This window comes from Drancourtella sp. An12, from assembly GCF_002160935.1.
In the GTDB taxonomy this organism is placed as follows: Bacteria; Bacillota; Clostridia; order Lachnospirales; family Lachnospiraceae; genus Sellimonas; species Sellimonas catena.
The window spans coordinates 12,043-34,250 of sequence record NZ_NFLO01000007.1 but is presented as its reverse complement, the minus strand read 5'-3'; the positions used below and the strand labels follow the sequence as shown (position 1 = coordinate 34,250).

General features: G+C 48.2%; 18 protein-coding genes. 17 read left to right on the top strand and 1 reads right to left on the bottom strand.

Annotated elements, in window-relative coordinates:
• The first annotated feature begins 7 nt into the window (after positions 1–7).
• The 17 genes from B5E64_RS08510 (at position 8) to B5E64_RS08430 (ending at position 21,230) form a co-directional block, all read left to right on the top strand.
• On the top strand, positions 8–1,765 hold the full coding sequence (locus B5E64_RS08510) for a DUF4037 domain-containing protein (RefSeq protein WP_087168095.1): 1,758 nt from the start codon (positions 8–10) through the stop codon (positions 1,763–1,765).
• Positions 1,740–2,354 carry a DUF4125 family protein gene (locus B5E64_RS08505; RefSeq protein ID WP_204229570.1) on the top strand — a complete coding sequence of 205 codons (615 nt, stop codon included), beginning with the start codon at positions 1,740–1,742 and terminating at the stop codon, positions 2,352–2,354. Before B5E64_RS08510 ends, B5E64_RS08505 begins: the two co-directional genes overlap by 26 nt.
• Before the next feature lie 41 nt (positions 2,355–2,395).
• Positions 2,396–2,926 (top strand): isochorismatase family protein, encoded by a 531-nt coding sequence (locus B5E64_RS08500; RefSeq protein ID WP_087168094.1) that lies wholly within the window; start codon positions 2,396–2,398, stop codon positions 2,924–2,926.
• A 213-nt stretch (positions 2,927–3,139) separates the two neighbouring features.
• Positions 3,140–4,027 carry a sugar ABC transporter permease gene (locus B5E64_RS08495; protein ID WP_330677477.1) on the top strand — a complete coding sequence of 296 codons (888 nt, stop codon included), beginning with the start codon at positions 3,140–3,142 and terminating at the stop codon, positions 4,025–4,027.
• Between the two features lie 3 nt (positions 4,028–4,030).
• Positions 4,031–4,906 carry a sugar ABC transporter permease gene (locus B5E64_RS08490; RefSeq protein WP_087168093.1) on the top strand — a complete coding sequence of 292 codons (876 nt, stop codon included), beginning with the start codon at positions 4,031–4,033 and terminating at the stop codon, positions 4,904–4,906.
• Between the two features lie 30 nt (positions 4,907–4,936).
• Positions 4,937–6,874, top strand: coding sequence for a type I pullulanase (gene pulA / locus B5E64_RS08485; protein WP_087168092.1), 1,938 nt, complete (start codon positions 4,937–4,939; stop codon positions 6,872–6,874).
• 10 nt (positions 6,875–6,884) lie between these two features.
• The gene (locus tag B5E64_RS08480; RefSeq protein ID WP_087168091.1) at positions 6,885–8,813 is read left to right on the top strand and encodes an amylo-alpha-1,6-glucosidase; all 1,929 of its coding nucleotides are present in this window, start codon (positions 6,885–6,887) and stop codon (positions 8,811–8,813) included.
• Positions 8,814–8,839: 26 nt separating this feature from the next.
• Complete coding sequence (locus tag B5E64_RS08475; RefSeq protein ID WP_087168090.1) at positions 8,840–11,098, top strand: glycogen/starch/alpha-glucan phosphorylase; 2,259 nt, start codon at positions 8,840–8,842, stop codon at positions 11,096–11,098.
• A gap of 29 nt (positions 11,099–11,127) precedes the next feature.
• Positions 11,128–12,582 carry a 4-alpha-glucanotransferase gene (gene malQ, locus B5E64_RS08470; protein ID WP_087168089.1) on the top strand — a complete coding sequence of 485 codons (1,455 nt, stop codon included), beginning with the start codon at positions 11,128–11,130 and terminating at the stop codon, positions 12,580–12,582.
• Between the two features lie 6 nt (positions 12,583–12,588).
• The gene (locus tag B5E64_RS08465) at positions 12,589–14,349 is read left to right on the top strand and encodes a glycoside hydrolase family 13 protein (protein WP_087168088.1); all 1,761 of its coding nucleotides are present in this window, start codon (positions 12,589–12,591) and stop codon (positions 14,347–14,349) included.
• 373 nt (positions 14,350–14,722) lie between these two features.
• Complete coding sequence (locus B5E64_RS08460) at positions 14,723–15,841, top strand: Rpn family recombination-promoting nuclease/putative transposase (protein WP_162610167.1); 1,119 nt, start codon at positions 14,723–14,725, stop codon at positions 15,839–15,841.
• A gap of 57 nt (positions 15,842–15,898) precedes the next feature.
• Positions 15,899–16,573: a response regulator transcription factor gene (locus B5E64_RS08455; protein WP_087168086.1), complete on the top strand. Its 675-nt coding sequence runs from the start codon at positions 15,899–15,901 to the stop codon at positions 16,571–16,573.
• Positions 16,561–17,745, top strand: coding sequence for a HAMP domain-containing sensor histidine kinase (locus B5E64_RS08450; protein ID WP_162610166.1), 1,185 nt, complete (start codon positions 16,561–16,563; stop codon positions 17,743–17,745). The genes B5E64_RS08455 and B5E64_RS08450 overlap by 13 nt, the downstream gene beginning before the upstream one ends.
• A gap of 118 nt (positions 17,746–17,863) precedes the next feature.
• Positions 17,864–18,946, top strand: a complete 1,083-nt coding sequence (locus B5E64_RS08445; RefSeq protein ID WP_242960132.1) for an ABC transporter permease subunit — start codon at positions 17,864–17,866, stop codon at positions 18,944–18,946.
• On the top strand, positions 18,943–19,599 hold the full coding sequence (locus B5E64_RS08440) for a hypothetical protein (RefSeq protein ID WP_087168083.1): 657 nt from the start codon (positions 18,943–18,945) through the stop codon (positions 19,597–19,599). Before B5E64_RS08445 ends, B5E64_RS08440 begins: the two co-directional genes overlap by 4 nt.
• Complete coding sequence (locus B5E64_RS08435) at positions 19,596–20,477, top strand: ABC transporter ATP-binding protein (protein WP_087168082.1); 882 nt, start codon at positions 19,596–19,598, stop codon at positions 20,475–20,477. The genes B5E64_RS08440 and B5E64_RS08435 overlap by 4 nt, the downstream gene beginning before the upstream one ends.
• A 75-nt stretch (positions 20,478–20,552) precedes the next feature.
• The gene (locus B5E64_RS08430; protein WP_087168081.1) at positions 20,553–21,230 is read left to right on the top strand and encodes a hypothetical protein; all 678 of its coding nucleotides are present in this window, start codon (positions 20,553–20,555) and stop codon (positions 21,228–21,230) included.
• Between the two features lie 86 nt (positions 21,231–21,316).
• Here B5E64_RS08430 and B5E64_RS08425 read toward each other — a convergent pair whose 3' ends face one another.
• Positions 21,317–22,198 carry a YitT family protein gene (locus B5E64_RS08425; RefSeq protein WP_087168173.1) on the bottom strand — a complete coding sequence of 294 codons (882 nt, stop codon included), beginning with the start codon at positions 22,196–22,198 and terminating at the stop codon, positions 21,317–21,319.
• Between the last annotated feature and the right edge of the window lie 10 nt (positions 22,199–22,208).

The window sequence follows — 22,208 nt, the reverse complement described above, 5'->3', positions numbered from 1 at the left end:
AGAAGAGATGTTTGATCTACAGCGATTTTTAGAAGGACTGGATCTGCTCTATGCATCCGGGAAAGGCCGTGAAGCAGAAGGGTACCTGAAACGGGGACTGAAAGAGGCGGCATCCTGCGGGGATGACGGAGCGATCCTTGCAATTTTGAATGAACTGATGGGATATTACCGGGCGGCAGGAAGGTATGAGGAATGTCTGCTCTGCACCAGACAGGCCATGGAGCTTGCGGACGAGCTGGGGCTTGACGGCACGATGCAGTATGGCACGATGCTGTTAAATGCTGCGACGGGATACCGTGCCGCAGGGAAATATCAGGAGGCGGAAACGCTCTACGGACAGGCATACGAAATTTACCGGAGGTATATTACAGGGCCGGACTACCATATGGCATCGCTTCATAATAATCTGAGTCTTCTGTACAGTGAAACGGGACGTCTGAAAGAGGCGAAACGGGAGCTGGAGCGGGCAATGGAGATTGTCAGAAAGCTGGATGATGCAGACGTAGAAGTGGCAATTACCCATACGAACCTGGGAAATCTCTGTTTCCAGATGAACGAGACGGCCGAAGGAAAAGCGCATATGGAACAGGCGGTCCGGATTTTTGAAAAGATGCCGGACGGGAAGGATTCTCACTATGCGTCAGCGCTGTCCGGACTTGGCGAAGCGTATTTCCATGAAGGAAATCTGGAGGCATCTCAGGCATGCTATCAGAAAGCCCTGGATGAAATTTTCCGGTTCTACGGTGAAAATGAGTACTATCAGGTGACAAAACGGAATCTGGAAATTGTCTCGGATCTGCTGAGAAGACGGCAGGCGGCCGAGAAGAGCCAGATGAAAGGTCTGGAACTTGCAAAAGCTTATTATGAGGAATATGGAAAAACGATGATCGAAGAGCAGTTCCCGGAGTATGCCGGACGGATTGCGGCCGGGCTTGTAGGAGAAGGCTCGGAATGTCTGGGGTACGACGACGCCTGGTCCACGGATCACGATTTTGGACCGGGATTCTGTCTGTGGCTGACGAAAAAAGATTATCGGAAAATCGGGCAGAAGCTGCAGGAAGCCTATGATGCGCTGCCAAAAGAATTTATGGGCTATGCGTCAAGAAATACGACGGAGCAGGGGAAGCGGCGTGTCGGCGTCTTTGAGATCGGGACCTTTTTCCGGAATCTGACCGGATATAAAAAAGCACCGAAGGAAGACAAAGACTGGCTTCCCATTTCTCAGGAATCTCTGCGGACCGCAGTAAGCGGCGAGATCTTTGATGATCCGCTCGGGAAATTTACGAAGAGAAGAGCGGCGTTTTCCATGGAGCCGGAAAGTGTCCGGCTGAAAAGGCTCTATGTTTCCCTCGGGAAAATGGCTCAGGCGGGGCAGTATAATTTCCCGCGGGCCAAAAAGAGAAATGCTCTTGGAGCCATGTATTTTTCCCTGTCAGAGTTTCTTTCTGCGTCGGTGGAGACCGCATATCTTCTGAACAAAACCTACATGCCGTTTTACAAATGGAAAATGAAAGGCATGGAAGAATTCCAACGGATTCCGGAGATCCGGGTGCTTCTGGAAGAACTGATGGAAAAAGAGACGACAGATAAAGATATAGAAGAGAAAATCGAACAGATCTGCCGGATTGTGGCAGGCGAGCTGAAAGAGCAGGGAATTTCCGGCAGGGAAGATGATTTCCTGGAAGCCCACAAGGCATCCGTGCTGGAAAAGTTGATGGAAATAGAAAAGGACAAGGGACATGATGGACAAAAACCAGTTGATTAAAGAGATTGTGGAAATGGAATGGCAGCAGTTCCAGAATGTTCACAATGAGGGCGGCAGGGCCTCCTGCCAGGATGACAAAGAGACCTTTGAGATTATGAGAAACAGCCAGTTCCTTGTGTGGAATGAGGAAGTATTGAAGAGTTATCTTGCGGATCTTCAGGATGCATGGGCGGACGGCTGGAATCTGCTGACGGAAAAGTACGCCAGAATGATGGAAAGTACAGCGCCAAAAGAATATGAAGCTTTCCGGGATATTCTTCCAAAGCGGAGTGAAGAACGGATTTGTCTGCAGGAAGAAGTGATCCGGCAGGAAATTGCGTGGGCGGAGGACTTCGCCCGGAGATATCCGAAGCTTGGCAGTACCGGAAGAAAGATCCATACCTCGGAAGACACACCATGGGATACTTCCCAGGAGACTTATTTAAGAGGTGAAATCGGCACCTTTTCGGACCGGACCATCAAACTGTATGCACGGATGATTCGGGAGATGGCCGAAAAAGGGGAAAACCTGACGGAGAAGAATCTCGGATTCATGGTCCGTTTCTATGGATACCAGTCTCTGGAAGAAGCGGAGCAAATGCAAAAATAACAAATAGAACCATAAAGACAGAAGAAAAGGAGACAGAGCAGATGTTGATGAAACGGGAAGATATGGCGGCAGTAGCGGTAGACTATCAGGAACGGCTCATGCCGGTTATGTATGAAAAAGAGGAACTGCTGGCACATTCAGTGATTCTCCTGAATGGACTAAGAGAACTTGGAATTCCGATTTATATCACGCAGCAGTATACAAGAGGACTTGGAATGACAGTGCCGGAGATTACAGAAGCGGCAGGAACCGGTGACTATCTGGAAAAGATCAGCTACAGTGCGGCTGAGGAAGTCATTCCGAAACTTGGAGAGAAGCGCACGGTAATTATCTGTGGAATCGAATCACACATCTGCGTGCTGCAGACGGTGATCGATCTGAAGGCAAAAGGATATACGCCGGTTCTGGTGACGGACTGCATTTCCAGCAGAAAGCCGCGGGATATGGAGATGGCTCTGGAGCGGGCAAAGATGGAAGGTGCCGTTCTGACCACCTACGAAGCGCTGCTGTTTGAGATTCTTGGAAAAGCAGGAACGCCGGAGGCAAAAAAAATACAAAAACTGATTAAATAAAAAACGATGCTTTTGGCAGACTGAAAAACTCCCCGCAGAAATGCATGGTACATAGTAGTACGGTGATTTCTGTGAGGAGTTTTTTGTTAGAAGTTCTTTTCCGATGCCTTTCCTGTAGAATTTCTCACCATCAGCTTTGCGTGAAGCAGCAGCGTTCCGATGGAAACATCGTTCATCAGGCTGTCCAGTGCATAGTAGCCGCATTTTCCGCCGATGATCTTTATCGGTGCGCTGACGATTCTGCCGTTGATCTTTATGATCTGTATGGCATTTACGAACTACAGTAAAATCGACAATCATCTGATGCTGTTTGACTGGGTGGGACTTGACAACTTCAAAGCGCTGTTTGATTCCAGCAGTATCCTGGGAAGCACGTTCTGGTCTGTACTTGGATGGACACTTGTGTGGGCGTTCTTCGCAACATTCAGCAACTATATTTTCGGTATGATTCTTTCTATTGTAATCAACCGGAAAGATACAAAGGCAAAGGGATTCTGGAGATTCTGCTTCGTACTCTCCTGTGCGGTTCCGATGTTCGTTTCTCTTCTGATTATGAGAACGATGCTTCAGCCGGAAGGCGCGGTCAATGTCCTGCTTCGTAATCTGGGACTGATTGCGCAGGATGCAAGCCTCCCGTTCTTTACGGATCCAACGTGGGCAAGAGTAACGGTTATTGTAATCAATATCTGGGTTGGTGTACCATATACACTGCTTCAGCTGACCGGAGTCCTTCAGAATATTCCGGGTGAGCTTTACGAGGCCGCCAGAGTGGACGGCGCCAATGCAGTGCAGATCTTCTTTAAGATCACACTTCCGTACATGCTGTATGTGACGACACCATACCTGATTACAACATTTACAGGAAACGTCAACAACTTCAACGTTATCTACCTGTTGTCGGGAGGAGATCCGGTTACCAATCTGGAATCCACGGCAGGAAGCACTGACCTGCTTGTAACATGGCTGTACAAACTGACCGTAGACAAACAGTACTACAACATCGGTGCGGTTATCGGTATCCTGACATTTATCATTCTGGCGATTGCGGCGCTCCTTACTTACCGCAACAGTAAATCATATAAAGAAGAAGGGGGATTCTAGATCATGGCTGCGAAAACAAAAGTACGCTCAGCTAAAAAGAGACGTTTTATCAATAATACGATCGTTCATGTCGTACTTGCCATACTGGCGTTTATCTGGGTATTCCCGATTATCTGGGTAATACTGACGAGCTTCCGGGCGGAAAAAGGATCCTATGTTTCCACCTTCTTCCCGCAAAGCTTCACACTTGACAACTATGTGAAACTGTTTACGGATACATCAATCCTGAACTTTCCGCAGATGTTCATGAACACGTTGTTCATCGCAGTATGTTCCTGTATCTTATCTACCTTTTATGTTCTGGCAGTTTCCTACTGTCTGTCCAGACTGAAATTTAAACTGCGGAAACCATACATGAACATGGCGATGATTCTTGGTCTGTTTCCTGGATTCATGTCAATGATTGCGGTGTACTTCATCCTGAAGGCAATTGGCCTTACAGAAGGCAATCTGATCAAACTGGCTTTGATCCTGTGTTATTCAGGAGGAGCGGGCTTAAGCTTCCAGATCGCAAAAGGATTCTTTGATACGGTTCCGATTGCGGTGGACGAGGCGGCGCTTCTCGATGGATGTACAAGGTGGCAGATTTTTACGAAGATTACACTGCCGCTTAGTAAACCGATCGTTATTTACACGGTACTGACATCTTTCATGTCACCATGGCTGGATTTCATTTTCGCAAAGGTAATCTGCCGTGCAAACTCCGACCAGTATACAGTTGCGATCGGACTTTGGAATATGCTTCAGAAAGAATATATTGACAGCTGGTACACAAGTTTCGCTGCAGGAGCGGTGTTGATTTCAATTCCGATCGCGATCCTCTTCCTGTTCATGCAGAGATACTATGTGGACGGTATGTCCGGTGCTGTAAAGGGCTAAAACAATCAGATTTGAATGAGGGACAGACAGATGAGAAAGACAGCAAAAGAATGGAAAACATTTTATTCAGATCCGGAATTTGAACAGAACTATACCTATGAAGGGCATGACCTCGGGGCAGCCTGCACGGAGGATGGAACTTCCATCCTCCTGTGGAGCCCGGTGGCCGAGTCTGTAACAGTCCGCTTCTATCATGATGGAGAATCAGAAGATTCATACCGGACGGAAGCGATGGTAAAAGAGGGCAAAGGTGTCTGGGCATACCGGACAAAAGAAGTGCTTCACAAAGTATACTATGATTTTGAACTTTCCATAGAGGGAAAGATGATATGCTCGGCGGATCCTTATGCGAAAGCCTGCGGGATCAACGGAAAGAGGAGCATGATTGTAGATTTAAAAAGAACAGATCCAAAAGGATGGGAGGAAGATGTTTCCCCCGCTTATCAGCAGGAACAGATTATTTATGAGCTGCATATCGGGGAATATTCCTGGGATCCGTCCGGAGGATTCCCGGCAGCCTTCCGGGGGAAGTATAAGGCATTTACCTGTGAGAATACGACACTAGACCACGACGGCGTGCATCCCACGGGCTTTTCTTATATGAAGAAACTCGGTATCACCCACGTGCAGCTGATGCCGGTCTACGATTATGGATCTGTGGATGAAAGCAAGACAGAAGGGGAGTTCAACTGGGGATACGATCCGGTGAACTATAACGTTCCGGAAGGCTCCTACTCGACGGACCCAAGAAACGGAGAGGTCCGGATCAAGGAATTCAAGGAGATGATCCAGTTTCTGCATAAAAACGGGTTCCGGGTCATCATGGATGTGGTTTATAATCATACCTATTCCCTTGATGCCTGGTTCCAGAAAACGGTGCCGTGGTACTATTACCGTGTCCATGAAAACGGGGAGACCGCAAACGGTTCTGCCTGTGGGAACGATGTGGCGAGCGAGCGGAGCATGTGCGCAAACTACATTCTGGACTCCGTTCTTTACTGGGCTGAAGAATACCACATCGACGGCTTCCGGTTTGACCTGATGGGGCTTCTGGATACGGGGCTGATGAACCGGATTGAGAAGGAACTTGCGCTCCGGTATGGTAAAGGGGAAAAGATGGTATTCGGAGAACCGTGGTCTGCAGATGAAACTCCGATGGAAAAACAGGCGGTTCCGGCACTGAAATGCCATGTGGACCAGCTGGATCCGCATGTAGGCTTCTTCTGTGATGATACACGGGATGCGGTAAAAGGTCATACATTCGAAGGGGAGGAGCCGGGATTTGTCAATGGGGGAGAAGGCCTGGAGGAGGAAATTCTTGCTTCCGTTCGCGCCTGGTGCGGGCCAAAGTCGAAGGTGAAAGCACCTTCCCAGGTCATCACCTATGTATCTGCCCATGACAACTGGACATTGTGGGATAAACTCTCCCTGACAATCCCGGATGAGAAAGAACGGATGCAGGCCAACCGCATGGCAGCGGCCATCTACATGACCTGCCAGGGAAATCTGTTCTTCCTTTCCGGAGAGGAATTTGCCCGCACGAAGGACGGACTGGAAAATTCCTACAATGCGCCGATTGAGATCAACCGGCTGGACTGGAAACGGGCTTATGAACAGTATGAACTAACAGAGTATTACAGCGGGCTGATTCATCTGAGAAAACAGCTTCCGGGACTTTGCGACAAGTCTGAGAACGCATGGAAAAGGATTCAGAACCGGTGGAAAACAGACGGAGCAGTTGGGTTTACGGTGGATAATCGAAACGAAAGAGCACCGTCAAGATGGGAAACGTTATGTATTATTTATAATAGTAGAAATGAAAAATTTGCGGTTGAGCTTCCGGAAGGAAAATGGGAAGTCCTTCTGGATGGATACAGCAGCAATCTGTGGAGAGATCCATTTGTTACAGAAGGAACGGTAAAGGTGGACAGCCACAGTGTATTAGTACTAGGACAAACAGGAAAGTGAAGACAGACTTATGAAATGGATATACGGAAAACAGGATTTTAAAACACTTTCAAGAGGACAGGAAAACTGTTATCTTCTGACAAACGGACTGGGAGGTTTTTCCTCTCTGACGATGACCGGTTCGGTTACGAGAAATGACCATGCGCTATTGATGGCATGTACGAAGGCACCGAATCATCGATACAATCTGATCCATCGTCTGAAAGAAGAGATCCGGATCGGAGAAGAGAAACAGATTCTCTCGACGCAGGAGTTTGCGGACGGGACAAAAGAAGAAGGATACCAGCATCTGTCCGCATTCTCCTTTGAGGATACTCCGGTCTGGCGCTGGGAGACAAAAGGCGTCCGGATCCGGAAAGAACTCGGGATGGCCCAGTTGGAAAATACGGTGGCAGTTGTCTATGAGATGAAAAATCAAAGCCTGTTTGATGCAGAGCTTGTCGTTACACCTTTTTTACAGTTTGTAAGAAAGGGAGAGGATCTGACGGAGGAGCAGGTGTTTGAACGAAAAGGGAATACCGTTTCTTCAGACGGATTGACTCTCTATTTCGAGACGGACGGGGAAATCCTCCCGGAGGAGCAGACAGAGACGTATTATTACAGCTATGATGCCTGCGACGGCAGAAGGGAGAGCGGAACGGCAAAAGCGGTGCTGAAGATCCGGATGCAGGTTCCGGCAGGAGAAAGAAGGACACTTTCTATCGTCTGCTCGATGGAACAAGGCAGAAACGATGCGCAGGCAGTGATTGCGGAGACAAAGAAGTACAGAAAAGCGCTGGAGGAAAAAGCCGGATTTGCGGATCCGATGGCAAAGGTTCTTGTAAAGAGTGCGGCACAGTTTGTGGCAGACCGGGAATCTACAGGAGGAAAAACGATTCTTGCAGGCTTCCCGTTCTTTGAGGACTGGGGCCGGGATACGATGATTGCTCTTCCGGGTGTTTGCATTTCAACCGGGCAGTATGAGACGGCAAAAGAGATCCTGAGGACCTTTGCAGCAAACGAGCGTGACGGTCTGATGCCGAATCTGTTCCCGGAAGGAAAGAATGAGCCGAGGTACAATACAGTGGATGCAGCTCTTTTGTTTATCAACTGTGTGTATCTGTATTATCAGGCATCGGGGGATATGGACTTTGTCAAGGAAGTCTGGCCTGTGATGGAACGGATCATCACAAAATACCGGGAGGGAACGAGACACGGCATCCGGATGGAAGAAGACGGCCTGATCCGGGCAGGAGAAGGCCTGGACCAGGTGACCTGGATGGATGTCCGGGTGGGAGAAATCCTTCCGACGCCAAGACATGGCAAACCGGTGGAGATCAATGCCTACTGGTATAATGCACTTCGGATTATGGAAATATTTGCATCTGAACTTGGATTGGAATATACTGGGTATGGGGTGCTTGCGGACAGGACACGCACTTCTTTCCGGGAACAGTTCTGGAATGAAGAGAGAGGATGCCTGAAAGATCTCGTATCCGGAACAAAGGCGGACATGCAGATCCGGTGCAACCAGATCTGGGCCGTATCCATGCCGTTTACCATGCTGGAAAAAGATCAGGAACGGCAGGTGGTGCGCACTGTCTATGAAAAACTGTACACCCCTTACGGACTGCGCACGCTGGAAGAAGGGGACGAAGAGTTCCACCCGTTTTACGGGGGAGAGATGATAGAACGTGACCTGGCATATCATCAGGGAACGGTCTGGACCTTCCCGCTTGGCGCTTATTATCTGGCATATCTGAAGGTATGCGGATACAGCGAAGAGGCGAAAGAAGAAGTCAAAGAACAGCTGGAAGTCATGGAAAGCGCCATGAGGGAGGGCTGTATCGGACAGCTTCCGGAGATTTACGACGGAGGAAATCCATCCTCGTCAAAGGGATGCTTCGCCCAGGCGTGGAGCGTAGGAGAAATTCTGCGTGTATATGAAGCAGTCAAATAAGAACACACATCGAAAGGAGAACAAAGATGGAACAGTTATTACAGGAGATGTTACAGAAAAACTATGGAAAAAGCATCAGCGATGCGTCCAATGAAGAAATTTATACAGCGCTTTTATGCATTACAAAAGAGAAAATGGCAGGAATAAAGAGGAATGAAGGAAATAAAAAACTCTATTATATTTCCGCGGAATTCCTGATTGGAAAACTGTTATCCAACAACCTGATTAACCTTGGCCTGTTTGATGAGACAAGAGAGGTACTGAAAAATCACGGCAAAGATATTACAGAAATCGAGGAGGCCGAGCTGGAGCCGTCCCTTGGAAACGGAGGACTTGGACGTCTGGCAGCATGTTTCCTGGATTCCATCGCGACACTGGGACTGCCGGGAGACGGCGTGGGCTTAAACTACCACGACGGATTGTTCCGTCAGACCTTTGTTGACAACAAGCAGAGAGAAGAGAAAAACCCGTGGATCACAGACAACAGCTGGCTGACAAAGACGGAACGCCATTTTGAAGTGCCGTTTAAAGATTTCACTCTGACTTCCACAATGTACGATATTGATGTGCCGGGTTATAAAAACGGCTGCAACAAGCTGCATCTGTTTGATCTGGATTCTGTGGACGAGTCCATCATCCATGACGGTATCCAGTTTGACAAAGAGGATATCAAGAAGAACCTGACACTCTTCCTCTATCCGGATGACAGTGACGAGGCAGGACAGCTGTTAAGAATCTATCAGCAGTATTTCATGGTCAGCAACGCGGCACAGCTGATCCTTGCAGAGGCGGAGGAGAAAGGATACAACCTCTATCAGCTGTATGATCATGTGGCAATCCAGATCAACGATACCCATCCGACGATGGTCATTCCGGAGCTGATCCGTCTCCTGATGCAGAGAGGATTTAACATGGATACCGCTGTGGATGTTGTAAGAAAAACCTGTGCGTACACGAACCACACAATTCTGGCAGAGGCACTGGAAAAATGGCCGATCCATTATCTGGAGAAGGTCGTTCCGCACCTGATGCCGATCATCCGGGATCTGGACGCACGTGTCAGAAGAGACTTCCACGATGAAAGAGTGTACATCATCGATAATCAGGACCGGGTACATATGGCGCACATTGACATTCACTTTGGCTACGCAGTCAATGGAGTAGCGGCTCTTCATACCGAGATTCTGAAAGGATCCGAGTTAAAGCCGTTCTACGACATTTATCCGGAAAAATTCAACAATAAGACGAACGGAATCACGTTCCGCAGATGGCTTGTACACTGCAACCATGAGCTGTCCGATTATCTGGCAGACCTGATCGGACCGGAATTCATGGATGACGCTTCCAATCTGGAAAAGCTTCTCGCATACAAGGACGATGAGAAAGTGCTTGGTGATCTGAGAGCGATCAAGAAAAACGCAAAAACTGCCTTGAAGAATTATCTGATGCAGACACAGGGAGTGGAAATCGATGAGAATTCCATCTTTGATATCCAGATCAAACGTCTCCATGAGTACAAGAGACAGCAGATGAACGCACTGTATGCAATTTACAAATACAAAGAAATCAAGAAAGGCAATCTGCCAAAACGCCCGATTACAATGATCTTCGGTGCAAAGGCAGCGCCGGCTTATACGATTGCAAAGGATATCATCCATCTGATCCTCTGCCTGCAGAAACTGATCGAAAACGATCCGGCGGTACGTCCGTACATGCGGATTGTCATGGTAGAAAACTACAATGTTACCAAGGCGGAAAAACTGATCCCGGCATGTGACATTTCCGAGCAGATTTCCCTTGCTTCCAAGGAAGCATCCGGAACCGGAAACATGAAATTCATGCTTAACGGTGCCGTGACACTGGGAACGGAAGATGGAGCAAACGTGGAGATCCACGAGCTGGTAGGAGATGAGAACATCTACATCTTCGGCGCAAAATCAGAAGAAGTCATCAAACTTTACGATACAGCAGGATACAACTCCGGCGAGATTTATGACAACGATCCGATGATCGAGGAGCTGGTAGACTTTATCATCAGCAAAGACCTGATCCGCATCGGTGATCCGGTGAGTCTTGCAAGACTGTACAAAGAGATTGTATCCAAAGACTGGTTCATGACCCTTCTGGATGTGAAAGATTACATTCAGACAAAAGAGCAGATGCTCGAAGATTATGAGGATGAGAAGACATGGGCAAAGAAAGCGCTTGTCAACATTGCGAAAGCCGGATTCTTCTCTTCTGACCGGACTATCCGGGAATACAATGAGGACATCTGGCATCTGTAGGCCGGATGTGGTATGAAAGGGGATCAATCATGAGAGAAACAGGAATATTGATGCCGGTATCCGCACTCCCGTCCCGTACGGGAGTGGGGGAACTGGGTGCATACGCATATGAGTTTGTCGATGCCCTGAAGGAAAACGGTGTGAAGATCTGGCAGATTCTTCCGCTCAATCCGGTGGGATACGGGAACTCTCCGTATCAGCCGTATTCCTCCTGCGCAGGAGACGAGCTTTACATCAGTCTGGACCTGCTTTATGAGGGGGGGCTGTTGAAAGAGAAGGCGCCTTCCTTCCGGGAAAACGCAAAAACCGTTGACTATGATGCAGTCCGGGCATTCAAAGAGCCGTATCTGAAAGAAGCGTTCGCCAATTTTCAGGAGACGGAAGAGTACCGGGAATTTACAAGACAGACGTGGGTGTACGAATACGCGGTATTCCGTGCCCTGAAAAAGGCAAACGGCAATGCCTGCTGGAATGAATGGAAAGCAGAAGACAAAGCCTGGCCGGAAGTGCCTGCACCGCTCGCAAAGGAGCAGGAAGACGAGGCGGCCTACCAGATGTTCCTTCAGTATGAATTTTTCACTCAGTGGATGGCAGTGAAAAAGCATGCCAACGAAAACGGCATCCAGATCATGGGAGATGTGCCGTTCTATGTGGGTGTGGACTCGGTAGATGTCTGGGGCGGAAAGGATAACTTCCTTCTGGACACAGACGGACGGCCGATCTTCATCGCCGGAGTACCGCCTGATTATTTCAGCGCTACCGGACAGCGGTGGGGCAACCCGATCTATAACTGGGACTATATGAAGGAGCATGGATATCAGTTCTGGACCGACCGGATCGGATACAACCAGAAGCTGTTTGACATCATCCGGATTGACCATTTCCGGGCGTTTGACACTTTCTGGAAGATTCCGGCAGAGTGTCCGACAGCCATTGAAGGAGAATGGATCGAAGCTCCGGGATACGAAGTCATCGACACACTGAAAGCAAAGATTGACGGACTCAATCTGGTGGCTGAAGACCTTGGGGAACTCCGCCCGGAAGTACTGGAATTAAAAGACCATTATCATTTGAAAGGGATGAAAATCCTTGTCTTTTCCATCGAAACAGGTGGAAAATATGCCTACGACAGTTTCCACGATGTGGAAAACATGATCATTTATACCGGAACCCACGACAACGATACGCTGATGCAGTGGTATGAGGGATTAAGCGTGGCAGCAAAAAGAAAGGTACGCCGCTTCCTCAAACGTCAGGGCATCAAACAGGGCTCCGTGAAAGGCCGGCTCCTTACCTATACATTCCGGAGCAGGGCAGAGTACGCGATCATTCCAATGGCGGACATTCTGGGCCTTGGAGAAGAAGGGCATATCAATACGCCGGGAACAGTCGGCTCTCCGAACTGGGAATGGAGAATTACGGATTTTACACAGGCAAAGAAGGAACTGAAACACTACCGGAAAACAATGACAGAAAGGGCCTGATGACAGATGGATTTTACAGGAGTTTACCATAGAACAACCGAGCAGATGAGCTACTCGTTAAATGAATCGGAACTGATTGTCAATCTGAAGACAGGATATGATGTGAAGCGGGTGTTCCTCTATTATGGAGATCCCTTTGAAGCGGGAATTCTTGGAGGAAACGAAAAGTGGACCGGAGTCCGGGAAGAGATTGTCTACAAAAAACGGCTGAAACATCAGATCTGGTGGACTACGACTCTCGTACCGAAATACAAGCGCTGCAAGTATTATTTTGAACTGCACACAGATGATGAGGTCTGGTATTATTTTGAAGACGGATTTCTGACAAAAGAGCAGATGGAGATGGACGGCCGGATGCTTCAGTGCTTTACGGTTCCATGGATGAATCCGGCTGATGTGAACCGGACGCCGGACTGGGTAAATGATACGATCTGGTATCAGATTTTCCCGGACCGTTTCTGCAACGGGACGCCGGGAGACGACCGGGAGGGAATTCTTCCGTGGAAAAATGAGGGAGAAGTCAAAAACGAAGAGCGTTACGGCGGAAACCTGGAAGGAATCCGTCAGAAACTTCCTTATCTGAAAGAACTTGGCATTACCGGAATTTATCTGAATCCGATTATGGAGGCAGACTCCAACCATAAATACGATACAAAAGATTATACAAAAATTGATCCACAGTTCGGAGACTCCGAGACGATGAAACGTCTGGTGGCAGAGGCGCACGAACATGGAATCCGTGTGATGGTGGACGCGGTCTTCAATCATTGTGGAAAAGACTTCGCACCATGGCTGGATGTGAAGAAAAACGGAAGAGATTCCGCCTACGCAGACTGGTTCATGGTCAACGACTGGACGATACTGAACAAAGAAGCAAGTACGAGAGACGGGCGGTATTACTCCTTCGCTTTTGCGGATAAGATGCCGAAACTCAATACAAACAGCGAGGCCGTGATCAGCTATTTCCAGGACGTTTGCGAAGGCTGGATCCGGGACTATGATATCGACGGCATCCGTTTTGATGTGGGAAATGAAGTGTCCCACCGGTTTCTGAAACGGATCCGGGATCATGTGAAAGCCATCAAACCGGACATCTATCTTCTGGGAGAGATCTGGCACGACGCCAGCCAGTGGCTGATGGGGGACGAATACGACTCCGTCATGAACTATCCGCTCATGAGCGGTATCCACGATTTCTTTATTGATCCGACGATGAAAAAGGAAGATTTCGAGTACATGATCAACCACTGCTACACGATGTACATGCAGCAGTCCAACAATGTACTGTTCAATCTTCTGGATTCCCACGATACGGAGCGTCTTATGAACCGCTTCCACGATCTGGACCTGTTCTACCAGCAGCTGGCGATTCTCTTTACCATGCCGGGAAGTCCGTGCATCTATTACGGCACGGAAATCGCCATGGAAGGAAGTTTCGATCCGGACTGCCGCAGATGTATGCCGTGGGATCTGATTCAGACCGAAGAAAACCAGCAGAAAATTCATGAGATCCAGAAGCTGATTCATCTTAGGAAGACGGAACCGGCGCTGCGAAGTTTGTATTTCCACTTCCCGGAAGCATATGACGAGCCGCGTCTGGTACAGTATATTAAACTTGATCAGGAGCAGAATAAGATCGAAATCCTTCTGAACTGCACGGAAGAACCGGTGACAGTGAAAGGAGAAGGAGAGATCCTGTTCCAGAGACAATATCAGGATGGACGCCTGGAACCGAAAGGAGTACTGATTCGGAGAATCGGGCGGTAAGAAAATGTCAGTAGCCGGACAATATTTTACTGTAATATCAGGGGAGGTAGTGACTCATATGAGCCATTACCTCCCTGAATTTATGTCAAAGGTTAATAAAGGTTAGAAAAAATTTATCCTTATATTCCTTGATTCAGCAGATTGTTCGTGTTATCCTTTACTCATCGGAAAAGCTCTCTGCTTTTTCATTTTCAAGGCGTTCGCCGTTTTATCCAAGTATTTGACAAGGGAATTATGAGGGCAGCTTTCTGTCTGGAAAATATGTTTTCTTTGGGACGTCTCTTTTCTGGTACCCGGAAATATGGTAGACTACAAGAAACAGAAACAGTTTTCTTATGTCAGAGGCATTGCCGTCACAGAAAGGAGACTGTTTATGGAACGAAACAAAATGGAAAATCGAACTACCGCTGCAATTTCAGAAGAAGAATTTATTATGAAGCCTTACATCGACTGGTGTTTCAAAGAACTGATGCGGAATCCGAATACAAGGAGAGGCTTCATCGCTGAATTGTTGGAGTTTTCACCTGAGCAGATCGGGAATACTATTATTCTGGAAAATGAACTTCCCAAACGGTCGGAGGAGGAAAAGAAGGGAGTGCTGGATGTTCATGTTCTTCTGGAAAACGGCACTCAGCTTGATATTGAGATGCAGGTTGTATATATGGAATACTGGGACGACAGGAGTCTGTTTTATCTGTGCAAGATGTTTTCCAGCCAGCTTTGCAAAGGTGAGGAATATGATCGGCTTCAGAAATGTGTACATGTCAGTGTTTTGAATTTCACCTACTATAAGAAGGATGATATCTGCTACCGTAAGGCACAGGTTTATGATAAAGCGACCGGAGAACTGTACAGCGATAAGCTGGAACTTCAGATTCTGGAGCTTTCCAAGATTCCAGAGGAGTATCACCATCCAGATGGCATCATTGCATGGATGAAATTCTTCCGCGGCGGTAAAAAGGAGGATTTAAAAGAGATGGCAAAGGGAAATACCTATCTGGAAGAAGCCTATGAAGATCTGATGGAAATGAGCCAGGATGAAGAGAAACGCCGAGCATATGAGGCAAGGGAACGTGCACTTCGCGATCAGCTGTCTCTGCAAAGACAGGCTGAACGGGCTTTTCAGCGGATGACAAATGCACAGGAAAAGCTGGAAGAAATTCAGGGGAAACTGGATGAGACGCAGGGGAAACTGGATGAGACGCAGGGGAAGCTGGATGAGACGCAGGGGAAGCTGGATGAGACACAGGGGAAGCTGGATGAGACACAGGGAAAGCTGGATGTAGCTCAGGATAATCTGACTGATATGCAGGAGCGTTTTTCGGAAAGTCAAAAGCAGCTTGAGAAAGCCAGGGCCGAAAAAGATGCCGCACATGATCAGGGGAGGAAAGATGCCGTGATAGAGTTATATCAGAAAGGTTTTCTGAATCTGGAGCAGGCGGCATCCGAATATGGGATATCGATCGAAGATTTTCGAAAACTACTGGTTTAACAGATGAATGATCATCTCGGCAATGTTTTATCGTAAAGAAAGGATGGTATTCGTCGGATGAGCTACAAAATTCTTCTGGTGGATGATGACCAGGATCTGGTAGAGATGCTGTGCCGGTATTTCCGGCTGAAGGGATATGAAATGCTGACAGCGGTCAATGGGCTGGACGCGGTAAAGAAGTCTGGAGAAGGCCCGGATCTCATGCTTCTGGATATCAATATGCCGGGAATGGACGGCCTGGAGGTGTGCCGGAGAATCCGGGATCAGGTGTCCTGTCCGATTTTATTTCTGACCGCACGGGTCGAAGAGCAGGATCGTGTGAACGGGCTGATGATGGGCGGAGATGATTATATTGTAAAACCGTTCAGCCTGAAGGAACTGGAGGCGAGAGTGCTGGCTCATCTGCGGCGGGAGGAACGGCATCAGCAGAAAACGCAGTACCGATTTGGAAACGGAATGATGGTGGACTATACAGCAAAGACAGCCTCCTTTGACGGGCAGGTGCTGGATCTGACGAAGACGGAATTTGGAATCCTGGAGTTTTTGTCCATGCATCCGGGGCAGGTGTTTGACAAAGAGCGGATTTATGAACATGTCTGCGGCTATGACGGACAGGGAGACAGCCGGGGCATCACAGAGCTGGTACGGAGAATCCGCGGGAAAATAGGGCAATATACAAAGGAAGATCCGATTGAAACAGTATGGGGAGTGGGGTATCGATGGAAAAAATAAGAAATCTTTCCCTGAGGAAAAGTATTATTGTCTACATGCTGACAGGAATTGTCATTGGTTTTATTCTTGGGGCAGTCATCGTCCTGGAAGCAGAACGGGCCCAGGAACAGATCTGGTGGAAATATGTGGATCAGGATCGGTTTATCGAAGAAATGCAGAACCGGAATCCAGATGCCTTCGATGTGACGATTCCGCGGGTCAGCAATGAGGATATGAGCCGGACGGATGCAAGGCTTTCCGAACTGTGCGACTTTTTGACTACATACGGGATCCTTGTTCTATGTGCGGCAGGGATTGTTGTGTCCACCTTTTTGTTTTACCGGAATAAGATTCGAAGGCCCCTTCTGGAGCTGAATCTGGCTGCAAAGAAGATTGCGGACAATGACCTGGATTTTGAGATCGGATATCAGAGTAAGGACGAACTGGGCGTACTCTGCAGGGAGTTTGACCACATGAAAGAGGAACTGGCTCAGAACAACCAGAAGATGTGGCGGATGGTGGAAGATGAGCAGGTAATGCGCTCTGCCATTGCACACGATCTGCGGACGCCTCTGACTGTGCTCAAAGGGTATCAGGAAATGATGATGGAGTTTATCCCGGAAGAAAAGCTGGACCGGGAAGCGCTTCTGGATATGCTGAAAGAAAGCATGGGACAGGTGGAACGGCTGGAGCGGTTTCTGGACCGGATGCGGGCCTTCTCCGCATTGGAACGTGAGCCGATTTCCTGCATGGACACGACGGCTACTGAGATTGCAGAACAGATCGAAAAGACCGGAGAGATGCTGGCAGCAGCTTCCGGAAAGCAGTTTGAAATCTTTGCGGGAGGAGAGGGAGAAAAACTTACGCTGGATCGGGACCTGATTCTGGAAGTAGCGGAAAACCTGATTACCAACGCACTGCGTTATGCAGCGTCAAAGGTATCGGTGGTCGTCTGCCGGGAAGCCGACCAGCTGGTACTGGAAGTAAAAGATGATGGAACAGGATTTACCATCAGTGAAGAAGAAGCAAAACAGGCCTTCACTTCGGCCAATCCAAGGGATGATCTGAAACATTTCGGACTTGGAATGTATATCAGCGAAGTGTTCTGTAAGAAACACGGAGGACACCTCGAAGTGGAAAACCAGAGAGACGGGGCGTGTGTACGGGCGTATTTCCGTTTCGTACACGGATGAAAAATGATATTCCTGCTGTAAAAAAATGCAGCAGGAATTTTTTGTCTTTTTTCCATTGTCTTTTCATTGTGAATCTCCTGATACGATAGAAATATCAAAAAAGAAAGAGGGGATGAACATGAAAGCAGTAATGAAACGGGAAGTAAAAAACTACCTGAAGAATCCGTTATTCTGGGTCGGGATCGTGGTTGTGATTTTCGGTTTGTTTCAGATTCTGTCTCCATATCTGGAAGTGAAATATTTCCGCACGGAGCAGGAAGTGAAATCGGCAAAGCCGGAGAACATTGCGGATGCAGATATCATGAACGGATATGTCAAATCCACGAAGGAAGAACAGTTGGAACTTGCCAAGAAAAAGATGATCAGTATGGTTGTAAAGGAGAACGGTGAGGAGGAACAAGTAGTTCGGAACACACTGGATCAGATCTGTTCTTCTGGAAAGAGTATCAATGAAATGTCCGATGCCATCGGAGAGATTTACGGGTATCCGGGCGGTTATAGTCTGAGATATTATTACGAGGACTATGAATATCATCAGGGTACCGTAGATGAAATCAACGCTGAATTGAAAGCAAAACTGTCGGAATACAGTTATTCCTGGTACTTCGGAAGAAAATTTGCAGATTTCGGCGGACTGTATCTTACTTTTTTCAGCGCGGTTTTGCTGGCGTTTCTCTTTATCCGGGATACGAGAAGAGACACTTACGAACTGCTGCACACAAAGCCGGTTTCGGCAGGGAGCTATATCTTTGGAAAAGCGGCAGGAGGATTTCTTTCAGTGGGAATTGTCTGGCTGATCCTTGTGATTGTGTTCTTCTTTGTCAGTTTTGCGGCAGGGATCCGCAATGATCTGCCGGTATCGCTGATCGAATTTCTGATTCCGGCGGTCTGCTATATGCTGCCGAATCTTCTGATGATTGCGAGCGTGTATGTGATCATCGCGCTGATTTTTAAAAATCCGCTTCCGGGAGTACCGCTTTTGTTTCTGTATCTGTTTTATTCCAATATGGGAAGTATCGGGCCGGACGGTGAATTTGGATACTACGGAAGGCCTCTTGCCATTCTGGTGCGGTTTCCGGGCGGATTTCTGGACACGGCGCCGCCGCTGATGGCCATGTGGAACCAGATCTTTCTGCTTGCTGCCTCGGCAGCCTTTCTCTTTGGGGCAGCGGTCATCTGGAAAAGGAGGAGAGTGTATTGAAAAAGGAATGGAAAATCTGTATTGCACCCTATAAACTGGCGTACTCCATCCTGTTTCTGCTTCTGTTTGCGCTGGTACGGGGCGTCACGCTGACTTCAGAGATCGGTCCTGCGCTGATGCCGGGAGTGGCCGTTCTGGCATCCGTATTCTGCGCGGAGACCAGTGTGATGGACCGAAACGGGCAGCGGTGGGAAATCATCTGTCTGAAACCGAAAAAGAACCGGATCCGCATGATTTACCGGAGATGGATTATTCAGGCAGTGTATTTGTATGTGACCGCTCTTGCAGCATATTTTACTTTTTACTGGCAGAAGCCTTACCGCATGATAGAGCGTACCTTTGCTTCCGAGTACGGCGGTTACGCAGCGGCACTTGCGGGAACTGTTTTATTCTGGAGTCTGATCTCGGTTGTCATTTCCAATCTGGCAAAGAGCCAGTGGGCGGGGATTGGAGTATCGGTTCTTCTATGGATTACGACCAATTCCACAACAGGGGAGAGACTGTTTGGGCGGTACAACCTGTTTGCCTATTCCTTCTGTGATTCCATGGGAGCCAAATGGAACGAATGGGCATATGGCACACTGATTCAAATTCTGTTGTCCATTGTATTTCTGGTATTGATTTCGATTATAGAAAAGAGGGTGTCAAAATGAGTGTAAACATAAAAAACGTGACAGTAACATTTAAAAATCAGGTTCGGGCGGTAGACCATGTCAATCTGGAAATCCCCCACGGTGTTTATGGGCTGCTCGGGGAAAACGGCGCCGGAAAGACGACGCTGATGCGGGTACTGACGACGGTTCTGACTCCGTCCGATGGTGAGGTGTATCTGGACGGAATCCGGTACGGGACTGGAAAGGACGAAGTCATCAGGCAGAAAATCGGGTATCTGCCGCAGGAGCTCAACCTCTATCCGGGGCTTTCCGTGCAGGACTGCCTGGAATATCTGGGAGAACTTTCCGGTATCCCGAAGGAGGAATGTAAAAAGCGTATCCGCTATTATCTGGAAAAGACAGGGCTTACGAATCACCGGAAAAAGAAAATGCGTCAGCTTTCCGGAGGAATGAAGCGAAGAGTCGGACTCATTCAGGCACTTCTGAATGAACCGGAATTTCTGATTGTGGACGAACCGACAACGGGGCTTGATCCGGAAGAGCGGGTGCGTATCCGTAACCTTCTGGTGGATTTTTCGGAGGGGCGGACCGTTTTGTTTTCCACTCATGTGGTGGAGGACATCGCGGCTACGTGCAGCCGGCTTGCGGTGATGCGGAAAGGTTCATTCCTCTATACAGGTACGGTACAGGCGCTCCTTTCCCGGGCAAAAGGAAAGATCTGGACAGCAAATGTAGCAGACGACACAGAAGCAAAAAGACTGGAAAAGCAGTACCGTACGACTTCCAAGCAGTACACGGAAGAAGGAATGACGGTGAAAATTATCAGCGATGTGAAACCGGATATTGACTGTACACAGCCGAAGATCACACTGGAAGATGCATATCTGTATTTGATGATGGAAAAGAAGAAGCAATGATCCGGCTTGTGAAATTGCGGAGAAACAGGTATACTGTAGGTAGAAGGAAGAGGATGACCGGAAGGGGGAAGGCGTATGAAAAGACGAATGAAGCGATTACTGGCACTTGGCATAGGAATCCTGATGATTGGAGTGAGCGCCTGTGGCTCCAGGACACCTGCAGATACCGGCGAAGAGCCAAAGACAGAGCAGACTGATCAGGGATCATCCACAAAGGAACAGGAAGAACCGGACGAGACGGATAACGGGGAAACGGAAGAGCAGGAGAAAGAACCGGAGACGGAAGATCCTGAGAATTCAGAGACGGAAAATAACAAGGTGGATCCGGGACAGCCGGAAAACACAGGAACACAGCCGGCTGATCAGAATACGGAAGTAGATGAGGAAGCATTTGGCGAGATGATCCAGTCCCTTTCCCAGTACGAGGAAGGAACAGCAGGAGCAAGTTTAAAGAGGCTGAAAGCAGCTTTCGGTGTGTTGAATTTCTCAGAGCAGTATGAGAGCAGCCAGAAAGAATCATTTACTCAGAAGCTTCAGGCTTATTTGACAGAGAGCGAAGCGATGAGTGCGGAAGATATGAAGCTGAAACTGGAAGGAGTGGATCCGACAGTACAGCAGGTCTTTACAGAGGGAATTGCCTCCATGCAGGATCAGCTCTCGGATGCGGGAAATCCGAACCGTTATGATACCTATACACAGGAAAAGTATCAGAATGTGGTCAAAGCTATGGAAGAAGTGCTGAATGAAAAATAATAATCGGTGACGAAAAAATCCCGGAGAACGATGTGAAATCACATGTGTCTCCGGGATTTTATTTTTTACTATATATTTTACTCCTGTTATACGGTGTGGAATCCGCGTCCGATAATCTCGCTGGTGTTGGAGATCAGGATAAATGCGCCCGGCTCGGTTTCCTTGATGAAGTTACGGAGCCGCACTGCCTGCGGGCGGTTCAATGCTGTCAGAACAATGTATTTCTTCTGTCCGGAGAAGACACCCTGAGCGGAGTAGACAGTAGCCCCCCGGTGCAGATCCCGGATAATGAAGTTACAGATCGGCTCGGGACTGTCGCAGACAACATTGAAACATTTGGAAAGATTGAAATTTTCGATAAAGTTGTCTGTAATGAGTGACCGAAGAACAAGTCCGAGAATCGAAAACAGACCTGTCTCCATGCCAAATACAAATACGCCTGCCACAGCGATTGCCACATCGGAGATCATCAGGACACGTCCGATGTCGTAACCGGTATATTTTTTCAGTATCATCGCCACGATGTCGGTTCCGCCGCTGGATGCGCCCATATTAAAGAGAACTGCCGATCCGAAAGCGGGAACAGCGATGGCAAAAATCAGTTCCAGGACAGGCTGGTTGGTAAGTGGTCCGTCCATCGGGTAAACACGCTCCAGGATAGACAGGAGAAAGGAAAGAAGCATGCTGCAGTAAAATGTTTTTGCTCCAAAGCTTTTTCCCATGATCAGGAATCCCAGAACCAGAAGGACAATGTTGCAGACAAAGTTAAAATCACTGCTGCTGATGGTTCCGGTCTTGGCGACAAGGACCGCAAGACCTGTAATACCGCCGAATGCAAAATTATTTGCAAATTTGAAAAAATAAATACCGCATGCCATGATGGCAGTGGCGGCCGTCATGACCACAAAATCCCGGATTTTGGATTTGGGTTTGATTTTGGATGATGGTTTTGGGATAGAATACTTCATATCCACATGA

What these genes read in the sequence shown, in the direction of transcription:
- B5E64_RS08510 (WP_087168095.1), top strand. Translation starts at nt 8, where the DNA reads ATGTTTGATCTACAGCGATTTTTAGAAGGACTGGATCTGCTCTATGCA.
- B5E64_RS08505 (WP_204229570.1), top strand. Translation starts at nt 1,740, where the DNA reads ATGATGGACAAAAACCAGTTGATTAAAGAGATTGTGGAAATGGAATGG.
- B5E64_RS08500 (WP_087168094.1), top strand. Translation starts at nt 2,396, where the DNA reads ATGTTGATGAAACGGGAAGATATGGCGGCAGTAGCGGTAGACTATCAG.
- B5E64_RS08495 (WP_330677477.1), top strand. Translation starts at nt 3,140, where the DNA reads ATGATCTTTATCGGTGCGCTGACGATTCTGCCGTTGATCTTTATGATC.
- B5E64_RS08490 (WP_087168093.1), top strand. Translation starts at nt 4,031, where the DNA reads ATGGCTGCGAAAACAAAAGTACGCTCAGCTAAAAAGAGACGTTTTATC.
- pulA (WP_087168092.1), top strand. Translation starts at nt 4,937, where the DNA reads ATGAGAAAGACAGCAAAAGAATGGAAAACATTTTATTCAGATCCGGAA.
- B5E64_RS08480 (WP_087168091.1), top strand. Translation starts at nt 6,885, where the DNA reads ATGAAATGGATATACGGAAAACAGGATTTTAAAACACTTTCAAGAGGA.
- B5E64_RS08475 (WP_087168090.1), top strand. Translation starts at nt 8,840, where the DNA reads ATGGAACAGTTATTACAGGAGATGTTACAGAAAAACTATGGAAAAAGC.
- malQ (WP_087168089.1), top strand. Translation starts at nt 11,128, where the DNA reads ATGAGAGAAACAGGAATATTGATGCCGGTATCCGCACTCCCGTCCCGT.
- B5E64_RS08465 (WP_087168088.1), top strand. Translation starts at nt 12,589, where the DNA reads ATGGATTTTACAGGAGTTTACCATAGAACAACCGAGCAGATGAGCTAC.
- B5E64_RS08460 (WP_162610167.1), top strand. Translation starts at nt 14,723, where the DNA reads ATGGAACGAAACAAAATGGAAAATCGAACTACCGCTGCAATTTCAGAA.
- B5E64_RS08455 (WP_087168086.1), top strand. Translation starts at nt 15,899, where the DNA reads ATGAGCTACAAAATTCTTCTGGTGGATGATGACCAGGATCTGGTAGAG.
- B5E64_RS08450 (WP_162610166.1), top strand. Translation starts at nt 16,561, where the DNA reads ATGGAAAAAATAAGAAATCTTTCCCTGAGGAAAAGTATTATTGTCTAC.
- B5E64_RS08445 (WP_242960132.1), top strand. Translation starts at nt 17,864, where the DNA reads ATGAAAGCAGTAATGAAACGGGAAGTAAAAAACTACCTGAAGAATCCG.
- B5E64_RS08435 (WP_087168082.1), top strand. Translation starts at nt 19,596, where the DNA reads ATGAGTGTAAACATAAAAAACGTGACAGTAACATTTAAAAATCAGGTT.
- B5E64_RS08430 (WP_087168081.1), top strand. Translation starts at nt 20,553, where the DNA reads ATGAAAAGACGAATGAAGCGATTACTGGCACTTGGCATAGGAATCCTG.
- B5E64_RS08425 (WP_087168173.1), bottom strand. Translation starts at nt 22,198, where the DNA reads ATGAAGTATTCTATCCCAAAACCATCATCCAAAATCAAACCCAAATCC.